This window comes from Epilithonimonas mollis, assembly GCF_900142325.1.
Taxonomy (GTDB): Bacteria; Bacteroidota; Bacteroidia; order Flavobacteriales; family Weeksellaceae; genus Epilithonimonas; species Epilithonimonas mollis.
Window position 1 is genome coordinate 1,016,045 of sequence record NZ_FRAM01000002.1, and the last position, 23,876, is coordinate 1,039,920.

A 23,876-nucleotide genomic window follows, 5' to 3' on the forward strand; every position below is an offset into this window, starting at 1 on the left:
TGTAAAGTCACAAAAACTGTATGTTGAAATTTGCGACTTATAAAAGTTGAATTACACAAAATAATTAGCGCCTTTGCGATAAAATTAAATAAAATGAAAAATTTCACTTCGGTTTACGATATAGATAATTTGCAAAAAATCATTGCAAAGGCTTTAAAAATAAAAGAAAATCCACTAGGAAATACAACCAAAGGCAAAGGAAAAACGATTGGTTTGGTTTTCCTTAATTCCAGTCTCAGAACAAGATTAAGTTCCCAAACTGCTGCTCAGAATTTAGGATTAAACGTCTTAGTTCTCAACGCCGCGCAAGAAGCCTGGAATATGGAATTCGCTGACGGAACGGTGATGAAAGGCGATACAGTTGAACACATCAAAGATGCGATAGAAGTCCTGAATCAATATTGCGACATCATTGCTGTTAGATGTTTTGCTGGGATGAAAAATAAGGAAGATGACGTGAATGAAAGTATTCTCAGCCAGTTCCTAAAACACGCCAAAGTTCCCGTGATTTCTCTGGAATCGGCGACGCGTCATCCATTGCAAAGTTTGGCGGATTGCATCACGATTACAGAAAACTGGACAGAAAATCGCAAACCAAAAGTGGTTTTGACTTGGGCGCCACACATCAAACCGATTGCGCAGGCGGTTGGAAACTCTTTCACAGAGTGGATGCAACAGATGGACGTTGATTTTGTAATCACAAATCCTAAAGGTTATGATTTGGACAAAAATTTCACAAAAGATACGCCTGTGATTCATAATCAGGATGAAGCTTTGAAAAATGCGGATTTTGTCTATGTGAAAAATTGGTCGTCGTTTGATGATTATGCAAAAGTACTGGAAGTTGAAGATGATTGGATGTTAACGAATGAAAAATTGGCTTTAACCAATCAGGCAAAAGTAATGCATTGCTTGCCAGTTCGTAGAAATCTTGAGTTAAGCGATGAAGTGATGGACGGCGATAATTCAATCATCTATCAGCAGGCGAAAAATAGAATTTTCTCAGCTCAAGTGGTTTTCTCTGAAATTTTGGATGAATTAGATAAACCACAAAAGTCACAAAAGAAATAATTGGATTAGAACTACAAAAATATTTTGTGCCTTTTATGGTTCAAAACTTAGCTGAGCGCAAGCGCTTTTGCGAACTTAAAATATTTTCAATAATTAATAAAAACCTTTGCGCTCTTTGCGTTAAATAATGCAAAAACTATATATCATAAAAATCGGAGGAAATTTAATCGATGACAAAAAATCATTGAAAGCTTTCCTTGAGCAATTTTCAAAAATAAAAGGTGCAAAAATCCTCATTCACGGCGGAGGAAAATTAGCCGAAACGCTGGCTGAAAAACTGAAAATCACACAAACAATGATTGACGGACGAAGAATCACCAATAAGAAAACTTTAAAGTTGGTGACGATGGTTTATGCCGGAAGAATCAATAAAAATCTGGTAGCCAAGCTGCAAAGTTTCAACTGCAATGCGATTGGATTTTCCGGAGCCGATGGCAATATGATTCAAGCTGAAAAACGACATCATCCGGAAATTGATTTTGGATTTGTTGGCGACATCAATGAAAATAGTATCAATCACGAATTGATCATGAATATGATAAATCTGGGTTTGGTTCCGGTGTTTTCTGCAATCACTCACGATAAAAAAGGAAATCTGTTCAACACCAATGCAGACACGATTGCCGGAACTGTCGCTCAGGCTTTATCAAAACATTTCGATACAGAATTGCTGTTCTGCTTCGATAAAAATGGGGTTTTGGAAAATATTGAAGACGAGAATTCAAATCTGAAAACAATCAACAAACAAGAATTTTCTGAATTAAAATCCGCTGGAAAACTCCACAAAGGAATTTTACCAAAACTCGAAAATGCTTTCCGAGCCAAGGAAAATGGCGTTCAGAAAGTGTTTCTTATCAATGAAAAAAAACTCTCATACCAAATAAAATTAGGAAATGAAGGAACTGAAATCTGTCTTTAGCAGAGAAGAATTATCCGAAAATGCCGTCAAATTGCTGAAAAAACTCATAGCAACACCGTCTATAAGCCGTGACGAATATAACGTTTCGCTCATTATAGGAGGATTTTTCAATGAGCATCAAATCAAAGTCAACCGCTTTAAAAATAATATCTGGGCAACCAACAAACATTTTGATGCCGGCAAACCATCGATTCTTCTGAATACGCATCACGACACGGTAAAACCGAACAAAGCTTATACTTTGGACCCGTTTATTCCGGTGGAGAAAGACGGGAAATTATTCGGTTTGGGAAGCAACGATGCAGGCGCATCTTTGGTGGCGATGGCGCAGACATTTCTTTATTTTTATGAAGCCGAAGATTTGTCGCACAATTTGGTGATTGCTTTAACGGCTGAAGAAGAAATCTCTGGTCTGGACGGCATCGAAGCTTTGTTTCCGCAACTTCCGAATGTCGAATTGGCCATCGTGGGCGAACCGACGAAAATGAATCTTGCGATTGCAGAAAAAGGTTTGCTGGTGATTGACGGCGAAATGACCGGAACACCTTCTCACGCTGCGCATCCGAACGATGACAATGCGATTGTGAAATGTATGAAGGATTTGCAGAACATTCTGGGTTTCAAATTTCCAAAGGTTTCCGATTATCTAGGCGAAGTGAAAGTGACCTTGTCAGTTCTCAACGCAGGAACGCAACACAACGTGGTTCCCGAAAAATGCAATTTCACATTGGATGTCCGCGTGACAGACGAATACACGAATCGGGAAGTTTTCGAAATCATCCAGTCGCAGATGCAATCGAAATTGACGCCGAGGTCATTCCGTCTCAATTCCTCAAAAATCGATGTCAGTCATCCGTTCGTTCAGGCGGGATTGGCTTTGGGCAGGACAACTTACGGTTCGCCGACCTCTTCTGACCAGGCAATTATTCCGTGTACGTCGGTCAAGTTGGGCGTTGGCGACAGTCTCCGTTCGCACACCGCAGACGAGTTTGTTTACATCGATGAAATCCGGGAAGGCATCGATATTTACATTAAGATATTAGAAAAAATATTATAAATAATTTTAAGGATTTGGGCAGCTTTATCCGCCTTCCGCTCCCAATCTTTTTTGCACGACGATTTCAGTTTAAATATAACTTGAAGTTTGGCAAAAAAGGATTTCCGCTCAAGTCGGGCTGCAGATTCAGCATAAAAGAAAAGAAGGTTATAATCACAAAGTTTGTCATTCCATAGGAAACCTAACGAACATAGAAATTAAACCTTTGATGAGCGTAAGCGCCTTTGCGAACCTTAAAATATTTTCAATAAAATTAAAAAAAATCTTTTCGCGTACTGAGCGTAGGCGAAGTATGCGTTAAAAATGTAAAAAAATGAAAAAAATCTGGCAAAAAGACAATATAAAAACCAATGATTTGGTTAGCAAATTCACAGTCGGGAAAGATTTGGACTTTGACGACAGATTAGCAAAATATGATGTGTTGGGTTCTGTTGCTCACGCCAAAATGCTGGCAGAAGTTGGACTGATTCGTCTCGATGAAGAGCAGGCGATTGTTTCCGTTTTGGAAGAAGTTCTTTCGGAAATCGAAAAAGGAAACTTCGAAATCGATAAATCCGCAGAAGACATCCATTCACAAATCGAATCGATTCTCATCGAAAAACTCGGCGAAACCGGAAAGAAAATCCACACCGCAAGGTCAAGAAACGATCAGATTTTGACGGATATCAAATTGTACTTAATTGACGAAATCCGAGAAATTACAGAACTCACAGATTCGTTTTTTCAAATCCTGAAAGATAAAGCCAATCTTCATAAAAACGTTTTATTGCCTGGTTACACGCATTTGCAGGTGGCAATGCCGTCATCTTTCGGATTATGGTTTGGAGCCTATGCAGAATCTCTGGTGGATGATTTGGAATTGCTGTTTGCGACCAAGAATATCATCAATAAAAATCCACTCGGCTCCGCCGCTGGTTATGGTTCATCTTTTCCAATTGACCGGGAAAGCACGACTTATAAACTCGGTTTCAGAACTTTGAATCATAATGTGGTTTACTCGCAAATGACTCGAGGAAAGTCGGAAAAGTTACTGGCCAATTCATTGTCGGTTTTGGCTGGAACTTTAAGCAAATTTTCTTACGATGTTTGTCTTTATCTCACTCAGAATTTCGATTTTATAAGCTTTCCGAAAGAATTTACAACGGGAAGCAGCATAATGCCACACAAGAAAAATCCCGATATTTTCGAGTTGGTGAGAGCAAGATGCAACAGAATTCAGGCATTGCCAAATGAGTTGATTTTGCTGACGAATAATCTGCCGTCCGGATATCACAGAGATTTGCAATTAACCAAAGAAATCCTTTTCCCAGCAATTGATTCTTTGAAAGAATGTTTAGAAATATTGATTTACACGCTTCCAGATATCGAAGTGAAAGACCATATTCTGGACGATGAAAAATACAAATACATCTTCAGCGTAGAAAAAATCAACGAAGAAGTGAAAAAAGGAAAATCATTCCGAGATGCTTATATCCAAATTGGACAAGAGATTGAAAATAAGGTTTTTGATTACGATTACAAAGAACTGAATCACACGCATCAAGGCAGTCTGGGAAATCTTTGCCTCGATGAAATTGAATATCAGTTCAATAAAATCCGGGACAAATTGTTGGGTTAGATTTATCGCAAGGGCACAAAGCAATTGAAAATTAAACTGCTTTTAAGGCACAAAGCTTTAACTTCGCTAAGAAGATTGCGACTTTTGACAGCATCAAAAAAACGATTTTGCGCCTTTGCGATTAAACGATTAATCCAACTTAAACTTAGTAGTCTTTTTAACTTCGTGGAGGACGATGGAACTGTGGTACTGACCAATATGAGGACTATTGGAAATGATATTTACAGTAAAATCATTATAAGAATTGATATCATTAGCAAGGATTTTCAGCATATAATCATATTCGCCGGAAAGACTGATGATTTCCTGAACTTCATCGTATTTGGAAATATAATCTTCGAATTCTTTCAAAGTTTTCTGAGATTGCTCTTTCAGACGGATATTACAATAAACCACGATGTTGATGCCAAGTTTTTCACGATTCAGAATTGCAACATATTTTTCTACAACGCCTTGTTTTTCAAGGTTTTTGATGCGTTCGTAAGTGGGCGTAAAAGTCAGTCCGATTTTTTCGGAAATTTCTTTTACAGATAACGTAGAATCCTCTTGTAGAAGCGAAAGTATTAATTTGTCTTTATTATCCAAACTCATAATGGTGAATCATTATTTCAAAAGTAAAGAAAAAATTTGACAAGAATAGATGTTCATTGATTTAACATAAAATATTTTGGAAGAGATTTCATAATATTAAAAATATTGGTATCTTTGCACCCGATGAATCTGATAAAGAATTTAACGAGAAAAAAAATTGGCAAATTTGCCGACAACAACAATATTTTTTATATTTAACGAAGTCTTTTTAGGCTTCGTTTTTTTTATTTAAAAATTTGAGATATGATTAAGCTTGCCCGCACCTCCACCGAGAGTATTGAGAAAATTTTAGAAGAAGCACAACAGTTTGCAGATGGGAAAATCAGCAAAGTTGAAGGTGATGTTTTCGCTGCGAATCTTTTTTTTGAGAACAGCACAAGAACCAAAACGAGTTTTGAAGTTGCTCAGAAGAAACTTGGACTTCAGGTTATCGATTTTGAAGTTGATAAAAGTTCCATTGCTAAAGGCGAAACCATGTTGGATACAATCAAAACTTTGGAAGCCATCGGTGTGGAAGTGGCGGTTATCAGACATCCGGAGAAGCGGTATTATGATGCATTGCAGGATGCAAAACTGAGTATAGTGAATGCTGGAGACGGCGTGGGAAGTCATCCTTCACAGGCAATTCTGGACGCTTTGACCATTATTCAGGAATTTGGAAAGATTGAAGGTCTGAAAATAGGAATCGTTGGTGATGTGAAACACAGCCGTGTGGCAAATTCGGGTTCAGGGTTGTTCAGAAGACTGGGTGCAAAAGTCTATTTTTCGGGGCCAGAATTCTGGTTTGACGAAGGGATGCTGGTGAACGGAACTTATATGCAGTTCGATGATCTGGTAAAGGAAGTGGACGTCTTGATGTTATTAAGAATCCAACACGAGCGACACGAAAGGAGTTTCAATTTCAAATCTGAGGATTATCTGAAGAAATTCGGGCTTACTAAGGAAAGGGAAGCGAAGATGAAACCAAATGCTATTATTATGCATCCGGCGCCAATCAACAGAGGTGTGGAAATTGATTCGGAACTTGTGGAATGTGAAAGGTCCAGAATCTTCAAGCAAATGCAAAACGGTGTTTTTGCGAGAATGGCCATCCTTAAATATGATTTAGAAAACAGAGGATTCAAATTCACCGACTCCAAAAATTAAAATATTGATTCACGCTTTCGGGCGTGTTTTTTTTGAGTAAAAATTGAAATAAAGAAAAAAGAAAAAAGAAACAAGAATCAAGAATCAAGAATCAAGAATCAAGAATCAAGACTTCTTCATTCTTAAATCTATAAAAAGTAAATGAAAAAGAAATTAATATTAGAATCCGGCGAAGTTTTTCACGGCGAAAGCTTCGGGGCGGAGCAGGGAACAGCGGGTGAGGTAGTTTTCAACACAGGAATGACAGGTTATCAGGAACTGATTTCGGACCCGAGTTATTGCGGACAGATCGTTTGTATGACCTATCCTTTGATTGGAAATTATGGCATCAACAGGGATGATTACGAAAGCATTGAACCTGCTATCAAAGGTTTAATCGTCAAAGAATTGTGTGATTTTCCTTCCAATTTCCGAACCCAAATCACGCTGGATGAGCTGTTCAAAAAGAAAAACTTATCAGGGATTTCAGGAATTGATACCAGAAGACTGACCAGAATCCTTAGAAGCAAAGGGGTTACGAAAGGAAAAATAGTGAACGCTGATGCGGATGAAAATGCAGTGGTTGAAGAATTAAAATCGACGAATTTCCCTACAAATCAGGTGGAGCAGGTTTCTACAAAAACGCCTTACGCCAGTCCTGGAAGAGGATTGAAAGTAGTGTTGGTGGATTTCGGTTCCAAGCTGGGTATCATCCGCGAATTATCCCAGAGAAACTGCGACATTATTGTGATGTCTCATGACACAAAGGCTGAGGAAATTCTTCTGATGAATCCCGACGGCATAATGCTTTCCAACGGTCCCGGGGACCCAGAGGATAACGCAGAAGCTTTGGTGATGATTCAAAAACTGATGGGGAAAGTTCCGATTTTCGGAATATGTTTGGGGCATCAGTTGATTGGTCTGGCTTGTGGTGCTAAGACTTATAAACTGAAATTCGGACACAGAGGCGGAAATCATCCTGTTTTGGATTTGGAGAATAATAAAGTGGCCATCACTTCTCAAAATCACGGTTATGCGATTGACCAAGAATCTCTAAAGTACACAGATTTGATCGAGACGCATATTGCTCTGAACGACAGGACGAATGAAGGTGTTAAGCATAAAATCCATCCTTGTTTCTCAGTTCAGTACCATCCGGAAGCCAGTCCGGGACCGGAAGATGCGAATTATTTGTTTGATGACTTTATTACCTTGATGGAAGATTTTAAAAATAAGAATTAGTAAAAACCTTATAACTACGGACTAAAACATCTTAAGTAGACTGTCAGGGGTCTTAGGTAGACAATCAGACGAGTTAGGTAAACAAAAGGACGAGTTTGGTAGACAAACAGACTAGTTAAGTAGACGAAAGGACTGATGAAGTAAGCAAACGGACGAGTGAAGTAGATAAACGGAATATTAAAACAAGTCAATATAAATAAAATGCTTATCCAGAATATAATATGAATTTTATCAAACCATTTTTTCTTACAGTTGGCACAGGCATTTTATTGAGCTGTAACCCGACCAGGGTAGTAGAGCCAACATCATTGGCTCTCAGGATCGACAGTTTAATCGAGTCTAAAAACCCCAGAGCATTCAGCGGCGTGGTGGTGATCTCAAAAGATGGGAAAAGTATCTATGAAAAAGCTTACGGATTTTCAGATGTTGATAATAAAGAAAAGCTTCAGCCGGATGATGCATTTTCCTCGATGTCTATTGCCAAACAAATCACTGCGACACTGGTGATGCTGGAAGTTGAAAAAGGAACGATCAATCCAGACCAACCCATCAATACATATCTCAAAGATCTGAAATACGACTGGGCCGGTCAAGTGACTGTTCATCATCTTTTGAACAATTCATCAGGGATTGATGCCTGGGAATTAAAAGATGAACTGCTTTTTGAGCCGGGAGCTCAATTCAAATATTCGAATATTGGTTATGGAACACTCGGAAGAATCTTAGAAAGTGCAACCGGAAAATCTTATGAGCAATTGGTTACTGAGCTTTTCGCTAAGTGTGGACTGAAAGATTGTTTTTACCCTAACTCGGAAAATCAAAAAAAACTGGTTAACAGCTTTGCGATTACAAAAAACGGGACGAACCTGGTGAAGGAATTTCCTTATTCATCTGAGCTTTATCCGGGAAGTCATCTGATTGTCACAGCGAGAGATTTGGCAAAATGGAATGATCTTCTTCATAACGGAAAAATTCTGAAAAACGAAAGTTATCAGAAAATGATTAATTATTCTATTACCAATATTCATACGCTTTTCAGCGAGAAAGCAATTGGTTATGGCTATGGATTAAGAATCAATGATAAAGCTGATGTTTTTGAAATCGGGCATACTGGATTTTCTCCACCAGCGGGATTTACAGCGGTTAATTTATATTATCCTGATAAAAAAATTTCGGTCACAGTATTGGAAAATCAAGCAACAGATGATTTTGATATCGCTTATTATTTTGAGCAGGAAATCAAAAATATGGTTGTCAAAAGTGACCTTGTGAAATAAAATTTATAATAAAAAATAAAAGTCCGGAATTTTAATTTCTGACTTTAACATCTAACAAAGAAAATGAAAAGAACAGATATACAAACCATTTTAGTAATCGGCTCAGGTCCCATCATCATTGGCCAGGCTGCGGAATTTGATTATTCGGGGACACAGGCTTGCCTTTCTCTTAAGGAAGAAGGCTACAAAGTGATTTTGATTAATTCCAATCCTGCGACGATCATGACGGATGTGGAGATTGCCGACAAAGTTTATATTGAACCGATTTCTCTGGAATTCGTTTCCAGAATCATTCGCAAAGAACGTCCAGATGCGCTTCTTCCAACTTTGGGAGGACAAACCGGACTGAATATGGCGGTAGAATTACAGAAATCAGGAATTCTTGAAGAATGTAAAGTGGAAGTTTTGGGAACGAAACTTTCAGCGATTAATCAAGCGGAAGACAGAGATTTGTTCCGTGAATTGATGAGAGAATTGAACGAACCAGTCCCTGAATCTGACATTGTAAATACCGTTCAAGGAGCAGTGGATTTTGCAGACGGATTGGGTTATCCCGTGATTGTCCGTCCCGCTTTTACGATGGGTGGAACAGGCGGCGGAATTGCTTCCAACGAAGCAGAACTTCGTGAGATTGCAGAACTCGGACTGAAATATTCTCCGGTGACACAATGTCTGATTGAAAGATCTATAGCCGGTTTTAAGGAAATTGAATATGAAGTAATGCGAGATTCCAATGACAATGCGATTGTGGTCTGTAATATGGAAAACATTGATGCCGTGGGTGTTCATACAGGAGATTCGATTGTGGTGGCACCTTCGCAGACGCTTTCTGACAGAGAATATCAGTTGCTGAGAAATGCTTCATTAAAAATAATCAGAGCTTTAGGAATCGAAGGTGGTTGTAATGTTCAGTTGGCATTAGACCCTCACTCCTTCAACTATTATATCATTGAGGTAAATCCGAGAGTTTCGCGTTCATCGGCTTTGGCGAGTAAAGCGACGGGTTATCCGATTGCAAAAATCGCTGCGAAAATCGCAGTTGGATTGACACTTGACGAAATTATCAATCCGGTTACAGGAACATCGTACGCTTGTTTCGAGCCTGCTTTGGATTACGTGGTAACCAAGTTTCCAAGATTCCCTTTCGATAAATTTGAGACAGCAGACAGAAGATTATCAACCCAAATGAAAGCAACGGGCGAAGTGATGGCAATCGGAAGAAACTTCGAGGAATCTTTGCAGAAAGCGATTCGTTCTTTGGAAACAGGATTGAGACATCTTGGTCTTAAGAAAAAACAGGCGGATGCGCTGACAGACGAGGAAATCGAAAGAAGAATCCGCATTTGTGATGACGAGAGATTATTCATCATCGGTGATGCTTTGCGGAGAGGTTACGATTGGGAAAAGATTGTAGAATGGAGCAAAATCGATAAGTTTTTCATCTGGAAAATCAAGAAACTGATTGACTTTGAGAAGACGATTGCGGATCATAAATTTGATAAAGAAACTTTACTGAAAGCTAAGAAATTAGGTTTCGCCGATTTGAATATTGCTCATCTTTGGGAAACCACTCAAAAAGAAGTTTTCCAGTTCAGAAAAGACAACGGAATAATGCCGGTTTACAAAATGGTGGACACATGCGCGGCGGAATTTGAGTCTGAAACGCCTTATTTCTACGGTACTTATGAAGATGAGAATGAAAGTGTAGTTTCTGATAAAGAAAAAATCATTGTTTTAGGTTCCGGACCTATCAGAATCGGACAAGGTGTAGAGTTTGATTACGCAACGGTCCATTCCGTTTGGGCGATTCAGCAAATGGGTTATGAGGCGATTATCATCAACTCCAATCCGGAAACGGTTTCCACAGACTTCTCTATTTCGGATAAATTATACTTCGAACCTTTGGCAGAAGAGGATGTGATGAACATCATTGAACTCGAAAAACCAAAAGGGGTAGTGGTTCAGTTTGGAGGGCAGACAGCAATTAATCTAGCTGATAAATTAGCTGCTCACGGTGTTCAGATTTTGGGAACTTCGCTGGAAGATCTGGACAGAGCAGAGAACAGAGATAAATTTGAAAAAGCACTTCAGGACTTAGAAATTCCACAGCCACTCGGAAAAACTTCGACATCGAAAGAAGAAGCGATTGTGATTGCCAATGAAATCGGTTATCCGGTTTTGGTTCGTCCAAGTTATGTTTTGGGAGGACGTGCGATGGAAATTGTTTACTCCGAAAAAGAACTCGCTTACTATATGGAAAATGCGGTGGAAGCCAGTCCAGACCAGCCGGTTTTGATTGACCGTTATCTCACGGGTAAAGAAGTGGAAGTTGATGCCATCTGTGATGGCGAAACGACGGTGATCCCGGGAATTATGGAGCATATCGAAAGAGCCGGTGTGCATTCCGGAGATTCGATTGCAGTCTATCCGCCTCAGACGCTGACTGAAACGCAGATCAAAACGCTTGAAGATTATACCCAGAGATTAGCAAAAGGTCTGAATGTGATCGGATTAATGAATATACAATATGTGATTTCCAACGGTGAAGTTTTTGTGATAGAAGTGAATCCACGCTCTTCCAGAACCGTTCCTTTTTTATCGAAAATCACGGATGTTCCTATGGCAAACCTGGCGACCAAAGCGATTCTCGGAACGAAGCTGAAAGACCTTGGCTACAAAACCGGTCTCGTTCCGAATAAAGAGGGCATCTTTGTAAAAGTTCCGGTTTTCTCATTCAGTAAATTAACGAAAGTTGATATCTCACTCGGACCGGAAATGAAATCAACCGGTGAAGTGATGGGGAAAGATTCGACCTTTGAAAAAGCATTGTACAAAGGCTTAATAGGCGCTGGAAGAAAAGTTCCGACGTATGGTTCCATCCTGTTCACAGTTGCTGACCAGGACAAAGAAGAAGCTTCGGAAATCGCAAGGAGATTCCATACGATCGGGTTCAGAATCTGGGCGACGGAAGGTACTGCGAAGTATTTTGAAGAAAAAGGAATCCAGACGAAAATCGGATATAAAATCGGAGAAGAAGACGTGAATCTGATTGATTTGATCCAGAAAGGAAAAGTTCAGTACGTTGTAAATACGACTACGAAAGGAAAACAATCTGAAAGAGACGGTTTCCAAATCAGAAGAATGAGTGTGGAAAATGGTGTTCCTTGCCTGACCTCAATGGACACTGTGGAAGCGATTCTGAAAGTGATAGAGAGTATGACGTTTAAGATGGAGGCGATGTAGGTTTGAACGTAAAAAACAGAAGAGCGAAAGATTATTCTTTCGCTTTTTTGATGGATATTTTGCGTGGTTTTGTGAAGTATGGAATACTCTATAGATGCTGATGATTTCGTTTTCTTTGTCTATTTTATAAAGTGATATAAGGAAATATTTTGAATGGAAGGCGATGGAAATCTTTGTGGATTTTTCGGAAATGAGCTACTTTTTTAATTTACTTATCGCGTTTTTAAAATCTCTAAAGAAATTCTGCAATTTTCCTTCCTGCAATCTTTTGATAATATTCAAAGGAGTTTGAAATGTCTCTGTTGGCGTTTGCATTGGGTATGATTTTATAAGTCATATTTGCTTTCATTTCGGCCAAAACATCTTCAATAGACATAAAGTCTTTATTCATCAAATTTTTCATTGCATCAAGTTCGCATTTTTGTTGTTCCGTAAGTTGGTAATTCATATTATGTTCTTGCCAAGTGTTTTCTGTTTTGTTTTCCAGAATTCCTCAGATTGATTTTTCAGTTTCTTGTTAATGATATTTAGAGTATTAGAGGACATTATAATTGTTCTTATCAATATTAATAAAAACTGGTAATATTATTGTAAAGGCTTTAGCTACGAAAAATTTAAAATCGTATTTTTGAAATAAATAAAAATCTATGAAAGTATCACACATTTTATCTTTAATGATTTTCGCAACATTATTGTTTTCCTGCGCCAGCGTTAACGATAGTAAACAAACCGGAACAATTGTAAGAGACTGTACAGGAACTTACCTCAGAGTTGGAGATAATCAGGATTATTTGGTTTGTAACTCTGATATTTTGACTGATAAAAAAGACGGTGAAAAAGTATCACTCGTTTTTGTTTACACCAAAGAATGTGCTGAAAGAGACGGTAAAATTATGTGTATGATGTATCACGAAAACAAAGGTATGATAAGGGTGAAAAGTGTAAAATAATTACTTTATCCGATTATAACTTATCATGTTTTAAATTTCACCTATGAAACTACTTCAGCTGTTTGCGTTTTTATCAATTGGGCTTTCATGTTCCCAGACGCAGGATAATTTTAAAATCATCGCCAAACTTCCGGATGAGATCAAAGAAGCATCCGCCTGCGAAATTTCCAGCAAATCCCCTTTGATATGGACTATCGAAGACAGTCATAATGAAAATTTGCTTTTCGGCTTCAACGAAAAAAGCGAACTGATCAGGAAAATCAGGATTACCAATGTAGAAAATAGAGACTGGGAAGATCTTAGCTCTGACGACGAAGGCAATATCTATATCGGCGACTTTGGCAATAATGATAATGACAGGCAGGATCTTGCCATTTACAAGATAAAAGCATCGGATCTTGATAAAGATGAGGCCAAGGCAGAATCGATCATTCGGTTTTATTATCCGGAACAAACCGAATTTCCGCCAAAGAAGAAAGACCGGATATTCGATGTGGAATCTTTTTTTATTTATAATAACAAGTTTTATCTTTTCACTAAAAACAGGAGCTCAAAATTTGACGGAACCACCGTTCTTTATGAAGTAGATAATACTCCAAATCAGAAATTGGTGGCTAAAAAAATCGGAAGTTTTGTGACCTGTGATCAGTTCAATCACTGTGCTGTAACGAGTGCAGATATAAGCCCCAATAAGGATAAAGTTGCGATACTGAGCTCAGATAAAGTCTGGATTTTTACCCGGTGGAAAGGTGATAATTTTTTCTCCGGAAAGGTGGAAAAAACAGAACTGAATCATCATACACAAAAAGAAGGACTATGCTTCAGGGATGAAAATACGATTCTCATTACCGATGAAGGCGGAAAAAAGCAAACCGGAAACCTGTACGAATTGAAATTGAATCAGAAACAGGAGAATTTTTGATGAAAATCGCAACGAAAAATTTAACGATACAGGACGAAATATTTGTACTTACCAACCAGAGAGCCATGTTTTGGAAAAGGGAAAATGCACTTATTTTGTCTGATCTTCATGTTGGAAAAACAGCACATTTCCGGAAAAACGGTATTGCATTATCTGATCATATTTTTGAAAGTGATCTGCAGCGGTTGTCTATTCTGATGGAATATTTTGAACCCCAAAAATTTATTGTAGTCGGAGATCTGCTTCATGCCGGAGATAACTCGGATGTTGATCGGTTCTGCGAATGGAAAAATAATTTTCCGGGAGTAGAATTTTATTTGATAGAAGGCAATCACGACAGAATTTCGAAAGCCCTGGAAGCCAAGTTGTGTCTTGATTTTAAATCCGACCGCCTGGAAATCGATGACTTTGCTTTTTTCCATGATTTTCAGAAAACTAATAAAAGATTCCAGATCACAGGACATATCCATCCCGGTTTTGTAATTGATTCTTCTGTCAAAAAAATTAAATTGCCTTGTTTTTCGGTGTCGGAAAACCAGCTTCTGCTTCCGGCTTTCAGCGAGTTTACCGGTCTCGATACAAAAAATCTGCCTAAAAAAGGAAGGTTTTATGTATTTACAGATGCTGATATCTATGAGATTTAGGCTTTGTTTTTAAAAATAAAGCAGCAGATCAATAATGTGATATTCACCAATACAGCGAAAGCATTAGAGAGAATAATCGGGAGTTCATCCTTTATAAAGCCGTACCACACCCATAATGAAAGTCCTGAAATAAGAATCAGAAGCATTACGAGGGAAATGTCCTCTGCATTTTTCTCTTTCAAAACTTTTATCAGTTGAGGCATCATTGCCACGGATGTCAGTGCTCCTGCGATCAGACCTAGTAATTCTTCATTCATAATTTATTGTTTTTTCTGATTTTATAAGAAGTTTTGTAAGCATCATTCCTCAATTTCTGAATTCTTCCAACCGGTTGTAATTCCTGAATATTCTCAAATGGATTAAATGACATTTGCTCGACAGATTTGTCGTTTTTATCAATAGTTCCGTTGATTTTAATAGTTCCGATGGAAATGAATTCTGATTTTTTCCAGGTCTTATCCAGTTGATTGACAGGTTGCTTTTTTAAGTTGTAGCAATATTGAACAAACAGATCCAGTTCATAGTCATTATTCTCAATATATTTCTCTATCGAGTTGTCGATGCTCTCTTGATTACTTTTTGTCGTAACTTTTTTCGGGACCAGTTTCAGCTTTACAAGATGATTTCCCAATCTGTAAACACCAATCGAATGGTAATCGAAAGATAGGATGAAATTTCTGCTTTTTTTCAGAAATTTCAAAACTTCATATATAAAAGAAGGGCGGAAAAATGAAGGTGAAATCAAGATAAAGCTTTTAAAAATCTGTGCCAGGTTCCGGCATTTTTGTAGAAAATTCCCTGAGAAAAAACGATTGATCGCAATGAATAGTTTTAAAAAACGGGAAACATTATTGACCGGAAATAATGGAAAATTAACCAAAGGAAAATTGGCAAAAGTTGTTTTGTCATCAAAAATCTTGACCGAGAATCCATAAGCTGGTATGCTCCTCTTTTGCGAAACAATTTTCATATGTGCATTCGAGATTCTGATAATGCAGTCCAGTTCTTTAGTCGTAAAAATATCTGTTTCCTCAAAGTTATTGTTAACGGATAAAGTTCCCTTAAGTGTAGAGTAGGAGGTCGCATGTGCATCTCTTGTTCTGTAACTTATATGATTGATTTTTTTTGAATCTGAAACAAAATTTTTAATGGAATCGCAGAGTTTTTGCAACAGATTTAACTCTTTGTCGCTTAAAAAATCGAAGCTTGGATTGTATTTTATTTTGGAGGCCATAAAATTTATCCAACTAAAATGAAGCCAAAAAAATAAGCCCCGGACGGAGCTTATATATTTTTAACTGAAGTTAAATAATTACTTGATCAATGTGATATTGACAGCAGAAAAACCTTTCGGAGACCTTTCTTTTTCGAAAGAAACCTTGTTCCCTTTCTTCAGCAGCTGATCACAGTTATTGCTGTGGAAAAAGACATTTTCCTTATTATTGTCCTCCGTGATGAAACCATAACCTTTATCACTCACGAAAGTTACAATTCCTTTTTTAACTGTTTCCTCTGCCTCGATTGGTGCAGCACCCAGCTGGATATTTTCCAAGTCTACTTCCACCTTTTCATCCGGCGGTGTAGACGTTAGCCTCCCGAAAGCATCGACGTACATGAATTCTATTTCCTTTCCTTTTTCGTTGTTGGTTTTACGATCTTCACGACGTAGTGCTTTTTCTTTTTGTTTCTGAAGTTTTTTCTTGAAGTTTTCTTTTTTTGAGAAAGAATCTGCCATAAATTATTTGTTGTTGTTTTAAATTATTGTATTGAAAATATGTCAATCGAAGTTCAGGATCCTTTTTATTAAAGGCAATCAGGAAATCGATTATAAGATTAAAAAGTTGTTCTGTGCCTGCTGCCGGAAATTTAGATTACCAATAAAACATAAGCCGGAAGTGGCTTGAGGATACAAAGTAGAGAAAATTGTATCAGCAGATACAGAGAACTGTTTATAAATTATAGTGCAAATATACGTAAAATTTATGAAAAATATAAATGCCTCTGAAATTAGAGGCATTGGGATTATCTATTGGGCAGAATATTTAGAAAAAATTCATCCAGTTGCTTTCATTTTCATTGATTTCACAGATCGCACTGATGTTTTTGTGATGGTTCATCGACGCCAGTAGTGTTACGATTTCCTGTCTCACAATCTCTATGGAGTTATCTGTGAGCTCCTGATTAAAACCTGCATTATTCAATTCAATAAGGTCATTAACCGTAACGATTCTGGATATTATTTTTCCTAGATCAATCATTTTCCGCTGAGACATTGGGCTGCTGATTGTGATATTCAGTTCATCAAAATATACTTTCGCTGCATCTTTGGTAATTTCATTGATCAAAAGATATTCTCCAAGATTTTCTGTCTTTTTCTTTTTCATGTCTTTTAAAATCCCTTCAGAAATCTGTGTGTAAAGCATTTCATTAGAACCTTCAAATATCTGGAATGGACGGCTGTCCATGATCGCCCTTCCGCCGATATGGCTGATTCTGTAACCTTTCGCACCCGACAGTTGGACCAATATCTGAGCAGCTTCCTGCATCATGTCGGTCACAAAAGCCTTCATGCTGTTGGCATGGACACCGCTTCCGGAAACATCTTTTTCGATGCCGCTAACAATTGTACTTTTAGCACACATTGCAGAAGAAAGCGTAAAAAATGACTGCAGCTTTGCAAGCTGATATTGTACCTGATCCAGAGAAAACAAATTAGAGGCACCCACGATTCTTTCTTTGCAATGTGTGATTGCTTCGTCCATCATTCTTTTCAGAAATCCCATTCCCATTCCAGGAAACTGGAATCTGCTTCTGTGAAGGATGTCAAGCATCATTTTCAGACCGGTCGTTTCGGGAATCAGTTTGTTATATTCCGGAACGGTAATGTCAATTTTATTGAGACCGTACGGAATCATGTAAAGACCGGCATTGTCATAGTATTCCTGAACTTCGATATTCTGTTCAGGGTTATGTGTGTCTGCCACGAAAAAATCCAGATCCCGAGAGAGATTTCCGTCAGAATTGATATTTCTGGAAGTGATCAGCCAATAATTTGCAAGACCTGTAAGACCTTGCCAGTGTTTGGTTCCTTTGATATGGTATTCGTTATTTTTCCGCTCATTCTGGGTTTTCATGTTGAGAGCATCACTTCCGAAATCAGGTTCGGTGATCATCAAACCTCCCATGGCTCCGAAATCCAGAAAATGTTTAAAAATATCACCTTTTATGATGTTATTTCCATATTTGGCAAGCGGTTCCAGAAATAATGCGATGTTGATTCCAAATGTCAATGAAAGAGGGAGCGATTCATAAGCCGCAGCAGATAAAATCCCGAGACATTCTTTAACTTTTGCACCTCTGCCCGCAAATTCTTTGGGGATCGCTACGGATAAAGGTTTTAGATTCATGATTTCTTTCCATACATTCGGAGGCAAACCTCTGGAAAGACTTAGCTGATCAATATTTTCTTTTTGAAAAAGTGACGAAAGTGATTCTTTAAAACGGCTAAGAAATTCTGGATATGTAACTTCTGAAGCGTCTAATGCTAATGCATTCATAGAGTATAAAATAAATATTGCAAGCCATTTTTTGCAAGAGAAAAATAAGTGAAGCGAATGGCAACAATATATTTGAAATTGTACAGCTCCACACTGATATATTCTGTCAAATATAACATTATTAATCCATAGATATTTTAGAAATGGATGTTTATTTATATTTTAGCTAAATGAAAAATCTGATTTATATTTTTCTTGGTGGCGGTGTTGGAAGTATATTGCGGTTTTTAATTTCAAATTACACTCAAAAATTTTGGAATATCAATGCTTTTCCGTTGGGTACATTTTTGGTAAACATTACCGGGTGTTTTCTGATAGGATGCCTGTCCGGTTATTTTATGAAAGTTGATAACTCTCTGAAATATCTTTTAATTACAGGTTTGTGTGGCGGTTACACAACATTTTCCACCTTCTCAGCTGAGAACTTTTCTTTGCTTCAGAATTCCAATTACGGGATTTTAATTTTGTATTCTTTATTGAGTCTGATTATCGGAATTATGATGGTTTTTTTAGGCTTTCAAATTATTAAAAACTAAATTTTTATTTTGATAATTAGGAGTTTAAATTTTTTTCGTTAAAATAATTTGGTCATAATGCAAAAGCTTTCTATATTTGCACCACTGAAAACGAGAAATCGTACAGGTAAGGAGAGTTGGCAGAGTGGTCGATTGCGGCAGTCTTGAAAACTGTTGACTGTAACAGGTCCGGGGGTTCGAATCCCTCACTCTCCGCCAGGTTAGAAACAAAAATAAGCTAAAACGCTGTAAACATCAATGTTTACAGCGTTTTTTGTTTTAGCGCAGGTGTCAAGAAAAAACAAAAAAGGCCATATTAAAAGTGACCTATTCAGTGACCTATCGTAAAAATATCAAAAATAGGTCACTGGAATCTTCGGAAAACCCGACCAATAGGCAGTCTAACGATTGAACATCTTGCAAAAAGTGGTAACAAAAAGTAAATTATTAAACAATTAAAGTTATCACACAATGAACAAAACATTTAACTTGTTATTCTACATCAAAAAGAATAAAATTAGAACAAACGGAACCGCTCCTATCTATTTACGGATCACGATAGACGGCAAAGCAGCAGAGATTGCGGCTAAAAGGTATATAGACCCAAAGAAATGGGATAATAAAGCACAGAAAGCTGTAGGTAGTAGCCAAGAAGCTAAGGCACTTAACTCTTATCTTAAAACTTTAGAACAAAAAGTATATGATTTCCACTTCTTGATGCTGAAAGAGGAAGTTGTTGTTACTGCAGAGAGTTTAAAATCTAAACTGCTTGGAACGGATACTGAGAAAAGAATGCTTATTCCGATATTCCAGGAGCATAATGACAAAGTGGAAGCTTTGGTCGGTCAGGATTTTGCCCCAGGAACATTGGAGCGTTATAAAACATCTCTAAAGCATACTCGGGAATTCATTAATTGGAAATACAAAATCTCTGATATTGATATCACGCAAATCGATCACGGTTTTGTCAGCGATTATGACTTCTGGCTGCGCAGTGTAAGAAAATGCGGAAACAATACGGCTGTGAAATACCTCAAAAATTTCAAAAAGATCATTCGTCTGTGTATGGCGCACGGCTGGATCACAAAAGACCCTTTTCTAGGCTATAAAGCAAAAATAAAGGCTGTGGAACGTCCATATCTTACCAAAGAGGAAATTCAGACGATCTACGAAAAGGAATTTGCATCAGACCGATTAAACCAAGTTCGGGATATTTTTCTATTCAGCTGCTACACAGGCCTGGCCTACGTGGATGTTAAACAACTGTCAAAATCTAACATCAATATCGGCGTTGATGGCGATCAATGGATTTTTACCCATCGTCAAAAGACCGATACATCCACCAGGGTTCCGTTATTGCCTGTGGCTCAGGAACTGGTTTTAAAATATGAGAATCATCCGCAATGTGTTAATTCAGATGTTTTATTCCCTGTTCTGAGTAATCAAAAAATGAATTCATATCTGAAAGAAATTGCGAGTGTCTGTGGAATCAATAAAGATTTGACATTCCATATAGCAAGGCATACGTTTGCTACTACGGTTACATTGTCTAATGGTGTACCTATTGAGAGTGTGAGTAAAATGCTTGGCCATACTAATATTAAGACTACTCAGCATTATGCGAAGATTTTGGATAAGAAAGTAAGTGATGACATGGCGGTTTTAAGATGTAAACTTGAGAGCAGTGATTTTAATTAGGCATTATAGTAAGAGATATTAAATTTTACCCCGCATTGTGACCATAACGAGCGTTTCTTCAAATATTTTTATGATGATTTGCTTCGGTTAAGTCAAAATAAAAATCTGTTACATACTCCGATTTTATCAAATTTTTTTTTATAGATTATGTTCAACGCAATTTAACTTTCTAAAATTACAAGGCAATCAGTATTGAAATAGTAAGTCATTAATTGGCTGTTCCGCTCTCATACCCATAACCGAAGAAATATCGAAACATTTGATGAAAGATTAGAAAGTTTCTCACAATTATCTGAACTGAAATATTTATACCCTGAAGTATTACATAAAAAGTTAGTGAGGATATGAGGATTTTAAAAACAAAATTTTCAGCTACACCGATGAAGATAAAAAGATAGTTTAATCATCCTCGGTTTGGCTACCAAATCCCTCATATTGACTTCATAATACAAATCTCATTTGGTGACATTTGCGGTATAAAATTTAAATAAATGAAAAATTCATTAACACACAAAACAGCATTTTTATCTTGGCTGGTAATTTATCCGGTAATTAACATTGTATCCTATTTTTTTGATGATTTATTGATTCAAATTCCATTATTAGTTCGTACACTATTGTTATTAGCAATTTTGGTTCCTCTTATGACTTATATTATAATGCCAATTTATACTAAGCTATTTGAAAAGTGGTTGAAGAAAGAATAGCCTGACTGTGAATATTACTAATTAATTATATTTAAATTTAAGCAATGAAAAAGGAAGAACCAACATATAGAAAATTTGACTCTCTGAATGACTTCCATCGGGCTCTTGGACTGCCAAAGCCATTACACCCGATGATAAGCATGATAAACCTTGATGATGTCAATGTAATTGTGGATGAACTACCAGAAATGATGGTTCTTAATTACTACAAAATTGCCTATAAAACTAATATCGCTTCCCAAGTTAAATACGGTCAGAATCAATATGATTTTAGCGAAGGTGGTTTAATTTTTACTGCACCAAACCAACTGTTTGAAAGCCCGGATGAAGTCAAAAAATCCGGCTACGTACTGTTGATCCATCCCGATTTCCTTTTATCATACCCTTTGGCAAAAAAGATAAAAGACTATGGCTATTTTTCGTATTCTGCTAATGAGGCCCTGCATTTGTCTGATAAGGAAAAGACTGTTATACTATCCATTTTCGATATTATTCTTGATGAGCTTAACAGCCGTATTGACGATTTTAGTCAGGATGTAATTATTTCACAAGTTGAATTATTACTAAATTATTGCAACCGTTTCTACAAACGCCAATTTATTACAAGAAAAGCTGTAAACAATAGTTTGCTCGATAAGCTGGAAGGTATACTAGATGATTATTTTAATAATGAAAAGACTTCCACTCACGGCATTCCTACTGTTCAATATCTTGCAGAACTTGTCAACTTATCACCAAGCTACCTAAGCGATATGCTACGCTCACTTACCGGGCAGAATGCGCAACAACACATACACCATAAATTGATTGAAAAGGCCAAGGAACTATTATCTACAACTGATTTATCAATCTCAGAAATTGCATATCAATTGGGTTTTGAGCATCCGCAATCATTTAGCAAATTGTTTAAAACAAAAACTAAACTTTCGCCGGTAGATTTCAGACATTCATTTAATTAGTCTTAAATGTAATCTTTAAGACTAATTGTTAAAAGAGAACCAAATTTCCTGTTGGAAGTTTGCTTCTCTTTTGTTTTTGTAATAGTCTGAAAATCAATCAAAATTATTTAAAAATCCAGACTCATTTAGACTACGCCAAACCTCAATTAGGCTAAATGCGACTGCCGAAATATATCAACCTTTGTGTATTGTTAAACTTAAATATTTTAAACGATGAAAAACCAAGATCAAATTTCAGTTATCGGATTTAGCACAAATCCTGTTATCACTTACAGCCCTTTAGTAATGTCAGTTTCTGACAGAGCAGTTGACATGCATTTAAAGGTTTCAGCACCTGTTAACGGAACTAAACTTCCTATTGTGATTCTTTCGCACGGGCATGGCGCCTCCACTTATCTTTCTTCATTAAGAGGATTGGCACCATTAACCGAATTCTTTTCTTCAAAAGGCTTTATTGTCATTCAGCCAACGCACCTTGATTCCAAACTCTTGGGTCTTGACACTACAGGTCCTGAAGGAAGCTTATTTTTGAAATCGAGAGCCAAGGACGTCCATTTTATCCTTGACAACATCGATCAAATCTTAGCCACAATTCCAGGTTTGGAAAACCGTGCCGACAAATCACAAGTTTCCGCTATCGGGCATTCGCTGGGTGCGCTTACAACCGGGATGCTTGCAGGTGCGGAAGTCACCGACAATTTAACCGGAGAAACAATAAGTTTGACCGAGCCAAGGTTGAAAGCCATAGTAATGATTGGAGCACCCGGTAGCCCTGAAGGTCTTAACGGCGATTTCGCCACTACCAATTATCCTATCTTAAAAGGCATCAATTACAAAACGATGTCACTACCCACACTTGTAATCAATGGTGACAAAGACATTAACCTCAATTTTTCTAATGTTGAAAACTGGCGTGCCGATGCGTATTATGACAGTTCTGCACCTTCAAGTCTGCTGACTGTATTTGGTGCTGAACATATCTACGGTGGTGTTTCTGGATGGGATGTTGCTGAAACTTCAGATGAAAGCCCGGAACTTGTTGCATTCGTATGTGAATCTATTTTAGCGTATATCTGTTCTGCAATGGATCCAAATGACGACAGCTGGAAACAATTACAAAAAGATTTTGAAAACAATCCTAATACAAAAGCACGGATAGACATTAAATCATAAGGCTTTACGCTTAAATCATTTAATAACTGCTGGTATGGTACAGACTTCTTTAAACTCTGTAGCATACCCTTTTTTAGTTTTAAAAACCGAATACTAAAATAATAATAATATAGATTTGAACACAGAAATAACATGCACCCTGTCTGAAATCCGTGAGCAATTGAACTTTATAGATTTAGAATTTGACAATCCAGATTAAAATGCGAAAAAGCCATCGATATCAATACCGTATGCTCCGGAAAATTTTGCAACAAACAAAAGTTTATCGGAATATAACAGTAAAATTGCCGATTTAAAACAACAAGTAAATCTTTAAAATGCAAAATATGATTCTGGACAAGCCGGAGGATTTTAAGGCAAATGCGAGGTCATATTCGGTTTTCCATATCAGTCCGTAAGACTTGCCCATGAATGGATATCGCGGGAAGCTTTTAGCAACGGAGCATTGTTGCTGCGGAAAACATAAAATGCAAAAAAGAGGGGTTCTATAATTTGAAGATATCGTCCTTATTTTTTGGAGATGGAGGATGATTGTCCTAAAGTCTACGTTTAAAGATAATTTCTCGATCATTCTGTTCTACTCAAACTGTACTCAACTGGGTTTTTCT

General features: G+C 37.4%; 22 protein-coding genes and 1 tRNA gene. 17 read left to right on the top strand and 6 right to left on the bottom strand.

Going from position 1 to position 23,876, the window contains the following annotated elements; genetic code table 11:
- The first annotated feature begins 93 nt into the window (after window positions 1-93).
- From BUA97_RS12160 to argH, 4 genes are all read left to right on the top strand, one after another.
- Complete coding sequence (locus BUA97_RS12160; protein WP_072998424.1) at window positions 94-1,071, top strand: Rossmann-fold NAD(P)-binding domain-containing protein; 978 nt, start codon at window positions 94-96, stop codon at window positions 1,069-1,071.
- Between the two features lie 127 nt (window positions 1,072-1,198).
- Complete coding sequence (gene argB, locus BUA97_RS12165; RefSeq protein ID WP_072998427.1) at window positions 1,199-1,990, top strand: acetylglutamate kinase; 792 nt, start codon at window positions 1,199-1,201, stop codon at window positions 1,988-1,990.
- Complete coding sequence (locus BUA97_RS12170; protein WP_072998429.1) at window positions 1,965-3,047, top strand: M20 family metallo-hydrolase; 1,083 nt, start codon at window positions 1,965-1,967, stop codon at window positions 3,045-3,047. The genes argB and BUA97_RS12170 overlap by 26 nt, the downstream gene beginning before the upstream one ends.
- A gap of 313 nt (window positions 3,048-3,360) precedes the next feature.
- A complete protein-coding gene (gene argH / locus BUA97_RS12175; RefSeq protein WP_072998432.1) occupies window positions 3,361-4,665 on the top strand; it encodes an argininosuccinate lyase in 1,305 nt (434 codons plus the stop codon).
- Between the two features lie 129 nt (window positions 4,666-4,794).
- On the opposite strand, the gene BUA97_RS12180 is transcribed toward argH, so the two are convergent.
- Complete coding sequence (locus BUA97_RS12180) at window positions 4,795-5,256, bottom strand: Lrp/AsnC family transcriptional regulator (RefSeq protein WP_072998434.1); 462 nt, start codon at window positions 5,254-5,256, stop codon at window positions 4,795-4,797.
- 243 nt (window positions 5,257-5,499) lie between these two features.
- Here BUA97_RS12180 and BUA97_RS12185 point away from each other — a divergent pair, with 243 nt between their 5' ends.
- The 4 genes from BUA97_RS12185 to carB all read left to right on the top strand — a co-directional run bounded on the left by BUA97_RS12185 (window position 5,500) and on the right by carB (window position 12,143).
- Complete coding sequence (locus BUA97_RS12185) at window positions 5,500-6,402, top strand: aspartate carbamoyltransferase catalytic subunit (protein WP_072998436.1); 903 nt, start codon at window positions 5,500-5,502, stop codon at window positions 6,400-6,402.
- Between the two features lie 141 nt (window positions 6,403-6,543).
- Window positions 6,544-7,623 (top strand): carbamoyl phosphate synthase small subunit, encoded by a 1,080-nt coding sequence (locus BUA97_RS12190; protein WP_072998440.1) that lies wholly within the window; start codon window positions 6,544-6,546, stop codon window positions 7,621-7,623.
- Window positions 7,624-7,844: 221 nt separating this feature from the next.
- A complete protein-coding gene (locus BUA97_RS12195) occupies window positions 7,845-8,900 on the top strand; it encodes a serine hydrolase domain-containing protein (RefSeq protein ID WP_072998442.1) in 1,056 nt (351 codons plus the stop codon).
- A 63-nt stretch (window positions 8,901-8,963) separates the two neighbouring features.
- Window positions 8,964-12,143 (top strand): carbamoyl-phosphate synthase large subunit, encoded by a 3,180-nt coding sequence (gene carB, locus BUA97_RS12200; protein ID WP_072998445.1) that lies wholly within the window; start codon window positions 8,964-8,966, stop codon window positions 12,141-12,143.
- A gap of 232 nt (window positions 12,144-12,375) precedes the next feature.
- On the opposite strand, the gene BUA97_RS12205 is transcribed toward carB, so the two are convergent.
- The gene (locus tag BUA97_RS12205; RefSeq protein ID WP_072998447.1) at window positions 12,376-12,591 is read right to left on the bottom strand and encodes a hypothetical protein; all 216 of its coding nucleotides are present in this window, start codon (window positions 12,589-12,591) and stop codon (window positions 12,376-12,378) included.
- Window positions 12,592-12,790: 199 nt separating this feature from the next.
- On the opposite strand from BUA97_RS12205, the gene BUA97_RS12210 reads away from it, so the two are divergent.
- Genes BUA97_RS12210 through pdeM form a run of 3 tightly spaced genes read left to right on the top strand, consistent with a single transcriptional unit; the run spans window position 12,791 to window position 14,659 of the window.
- Window positions 12,791-13,093 (top strand): hypothetical protein, encoded by a 303-nt coding sequence (locus BUA97_RS12210; RefSeq protein WP_072998449.1) that lies wholly within the window; start codon window positions 12,791-12,793, stop codon window positions 13,091-13,093.
- A gap of 43 nt (window positions 13,094-13,136) precedes the next feature.
- Window positions 13,137-14,015, top strand: a complete 879-nt coding sequence (locus BUA97_RS12215) for a hypothetical protein (RefSeq protein WP_072998451.1) — start codon at window positions 13,137-13,139, stop codon at window positions 14,013-14,015.
- Window positions 14,015-14,659 carry a ligase-associated DNA damage response endonuclease PdeM gene (gene pdeM, locus BUA97_RS12220; RefSeq protein ID WP_072998453.1) on the top strand — a complete coding sequence of 215 codons (645 nt, stop codon included), beginning with the start codon at window positions 14,015-14,017 and terminating at the stop codon, window positions 14,657-14,659. Before BUA97_RS12215 ends, pdeM begins: the two co-directional genes overlap by 1 nt.
- On the opposite strand, the gene BUA97_RS12225 is transcribed toward pdeM, so the two are convergent.
- From BUA97_RS12225 to BUA97_RS12240, 4 genes are all read right to left on the bottom strand, one after another.
- Window positions 14,656-14,916: a SemiSWEET transporter gene (locus tag BUA97_RS12225; protein WP_072998456.1), complete on the bottom strand. Its 261-nt coding sequence runs from the start codon at window positions 14,914-14,916 to the stop codon at window positions 14,656-14,658. The two genes, pdeM and BUA97_RS12225, sit on opposite strands and share 4 nt — an antisense overlap.
- Window positions 14,913-15,893, bottom strand: a complete 981-nt coding sequence (locus BUA97_RS12230; RefSeq protein ID WP_072998459.1) for a catalase family protein — start codon at window positions 15,891-15,893, stop codon at window positions 14,913-14,915. The genes BUA97_RS12225 and BUA97_RS12230 overlap by 4 nt, the downstream gene beginning before the upstream one ends.
- Window positions 15,894-15,971: 78 nt before the next feature.
- Complete coding sequence (locus BUA97_RS12235; RefSeq protein ID WP_072998461.1) at window positions 15,972-16,394, bottom strand: cold-shock protein; 423 nt, start codon at window positions 16,392-16,394, stop codon at window positions 15,972-15,974.
- 307 nt (window positions 16,395-16,701) lie between these two features.
- A complete protein-coding gene (locus BUA97_RS12240; RefSeq protein WP_072998463.1) occupies window positions 16,702-18,216 on the bottom strand; it encodes an acyl-CoA dehydrogenase family protein in 1,515 nt (504 codons plus the stop codon).
- 170 nt (window positions 18,217-18,386) lie between these two features.
- Here BUA97_RS12240 and crcB point away from each other — a divergent pair, with 170 nt between their 5' ends.
- The 6 genes from crcB (at window position 18,387) to BUA97_RS12270 (ending at window position 23,268) form a co-directional block, all read left to right on the top strand.
- On the top strand, window positions 18,387-18,752 hold the full coding sequence (crcB, locus tag BUA97_RS12245) for a fluoride efflux transporter CrcB (protein WP_072998465.1): 366 nt from the start codon (window positions 18,387-18,389) through the stop codon (window positions 18,750-18,752).
- Window positions 18,753-18,862: 110 nt separating this feature from the next.
- A tRNA-Ser gene (locus BUA97_RS12250) sits at window positions 18,863-18,950 on the top strand.
- 252 nt (window positions 18,951-19,202) lie between these two features.
- On the top strand, window positions 19,203-20,429 hold the full coding sequence (locus BUA97_RS12255; RefSeq protein ID WP_072998467.1) for a site-specific integrase: 1,227 nt from the start codon (window positions 19,203-19,205) through the stop codon (window positions 20,427-20,429).
- A 491-nt stretch (window positions 20,430-20,920) separates the two neighbouring features.
- A complete protein-coding gene (locus tag BUA97_RS12260; RefSeq protein WP_072998469.1) occupies window positions 20,921-21,136 on the top strand; it encodes a hypothetical protein in 216 nt (71 codons plus the stop codon).
- 44 nt (window positions 21,137-21,180) lie between these two features.
- A complete protein-coding gene (locus tag BUA97_RS12265) occupies window positions 21,181-22,095 on the top strand; it encodes a helix-turn-helix domain-containing protein (protein WP_072998472.1) in 915 nt (304 codons plus the stop codon).
- Between the two features lie 213 nt (window positions 22,096-22,308).
- On the top strand, window positions 22,309-23,268 hold the full coding sequence (locus tag BUA97_RS12270; RefSeq protein ID WP_072998474.1) for an alpha/beta hydrolase family protein: 960 nt from the start codon (window positions 22,309-22,311) through the stop codon (window positions 23,266-23,268).
- The last annotated feature ends 608 nt before the right edge of the window (window positions 23,269-23,876 follow it).

Excerpts from the sequence above, each read along its gene's own strand:
- BUA97_RS12160 (WP_072998424.1), top strand. The coding sequence starts at position 94 with ATGAAAAATTTCACTTCGGTTTACGATATAGATAATTTGCAAAAAATC.
- argB (WP_072998427.1), top strand. The coding sequence starts at position 1,199 with ATGCAAAAACTATATATCATAAAAATCGGAGGAAATTTAATCGATGAC.
- BUA97_RS12170 (WP_072998429.1), top strand. The coding sequence starts at position 1,965 with ATGAAGGAACTGAAATCTGTCTTTAGCAGAGAAGAATTATCCGAAAAT.
- argH (WP_072998432.1), top strand. The coding sequence starts at position 3,361 with ATGAAAAAAATCTGGCAAAAAGACAATATAAAAACCAATGATTTGGTT.
- BUA97_RS12180 (WP_072998434.1), bottom strand. The coding sequence starts at position 5,256 with ATGAGTTTGGATAATAAAGACAAATTAATACTTTCGCTTCTACAAGAG.
- BUA97_RS12185 (WP_072998436.1), top strand. The coding sequence starts at position 5,500 with ATGATTAAGCTTGCCCGCACCTCCACCGAGAGTATTGAGAAAATTTTA.
- BUA97_RS12190 (WP_072998440.1), top strand. The coding sequence starts at position 6,544 with ATGAAAAAGAAATTAATATTAGAATCCGGCGAAGTTTTTCACGGCGAA.
- BUA97_RS12195 (WP_072998442.1), top strand. The coding sequence starts at position 7,845 with ATGAATTTTATCAAACCATTTTTTCTTACAGTTGGCACAGGCATTTTA.
- carB (WP_072998445.1), top strand. The coding sequence starts at position 8,964 with ATGAAAAGAACAGATATACAAACCATTTTAGTAATCGGCTCAGGTCCC.
- BUA97_RS12205 (WP_072998447.1), bottom strand. The coding sequence starts at position 12,591 with ATGAATTACCAACTTACGGAACAACAAAAATGCGAACTTGATGCAATG.
- BUA97_RS12210 (WP_072998449.1), top strand. The coding sequence starts at position 12,791 with ATGAAAGTATCACACATTTTATCTTTAATGATTTTCGCAACATTATTG.
- BUA97_RS12215 (WP_072998451.1), top strand. The coding sequence starts at position 13,137 with ATGAAACTACTTCAGCTGTTTGCGTTTTTATCAATTGGGCTTTCATGT.
- pdeM (WP_072998453.1), top strand. The coding sequence starts at position 14,015 with ATGAAAATCGCAACGAAAAATTTAACGATACAGGACGAAATATTTGTA.
- BUA97_RS12225 (WP_072998456.1), bottom strand. The coding sequence starts at position 14,916 with ATGAATGAAGAATTACTAGGTCTGATCGCAGGAGCACTGACATCCGTG.
- BUA97_RS12230 (WP_072998459.1), bottom strand. The coding sequence starts at position 15,893 with ATGGCCTCCAAAATAAAATACAATCCAAGCTTCGATTTTTTAAGCGAC.
- BUA97_RS12235 (WP_072998461.1), bottom strand. The coding sequence starts at position 16,394 with ATGGCAGATTCTTTCTCAAAAAAAGAAAACTTCAAGAAAAAACTTCAG.
- BUA97_RS12240 (WP_072998463.1), bottom strand. The coding sequence starts at position 18,216 with ATGAATGCATTAGCATTAGACGCTTCAGAAGTTACATATCCAGAATTT.
- crcB (WP_072998465.1), top strand. The coding sequence starts at position 18,387 with ATGAAAAATCTGATTTATATTTTTCTTGGTGGCGGTGTTGGAAGTATA.
- BUA97_RS12255 (WP_072998467.1), top strand. The coding sequence starts at position 19,203 with ATGAACAAAACATTTAACTTGTTATTCTACATCAAAAAGAATAAAATT.
- BUA97_RS12260 (WP_072998469.1), top strand. The coding sequence starts at position 20,921 with ATGAAAAATTCATTAACACACAAAACAGCATTTTTATCTTGGCTGGTA.
- BUA97_RS12265 (WP_072998472.1), top strand. The coding sequence starts at position 21,181 with ATGAAAAAGGAAGAACCAACATATAGAAAATTTGACTCTCTGAATGAC.
- BUA97_RS12270 (WP_072998474.1), top strand. The coding sequence starts at position 22,309 with ATGAAAAACCAAGATCAAATTTCAGTTATCGGATTTAGCACAAATCCT.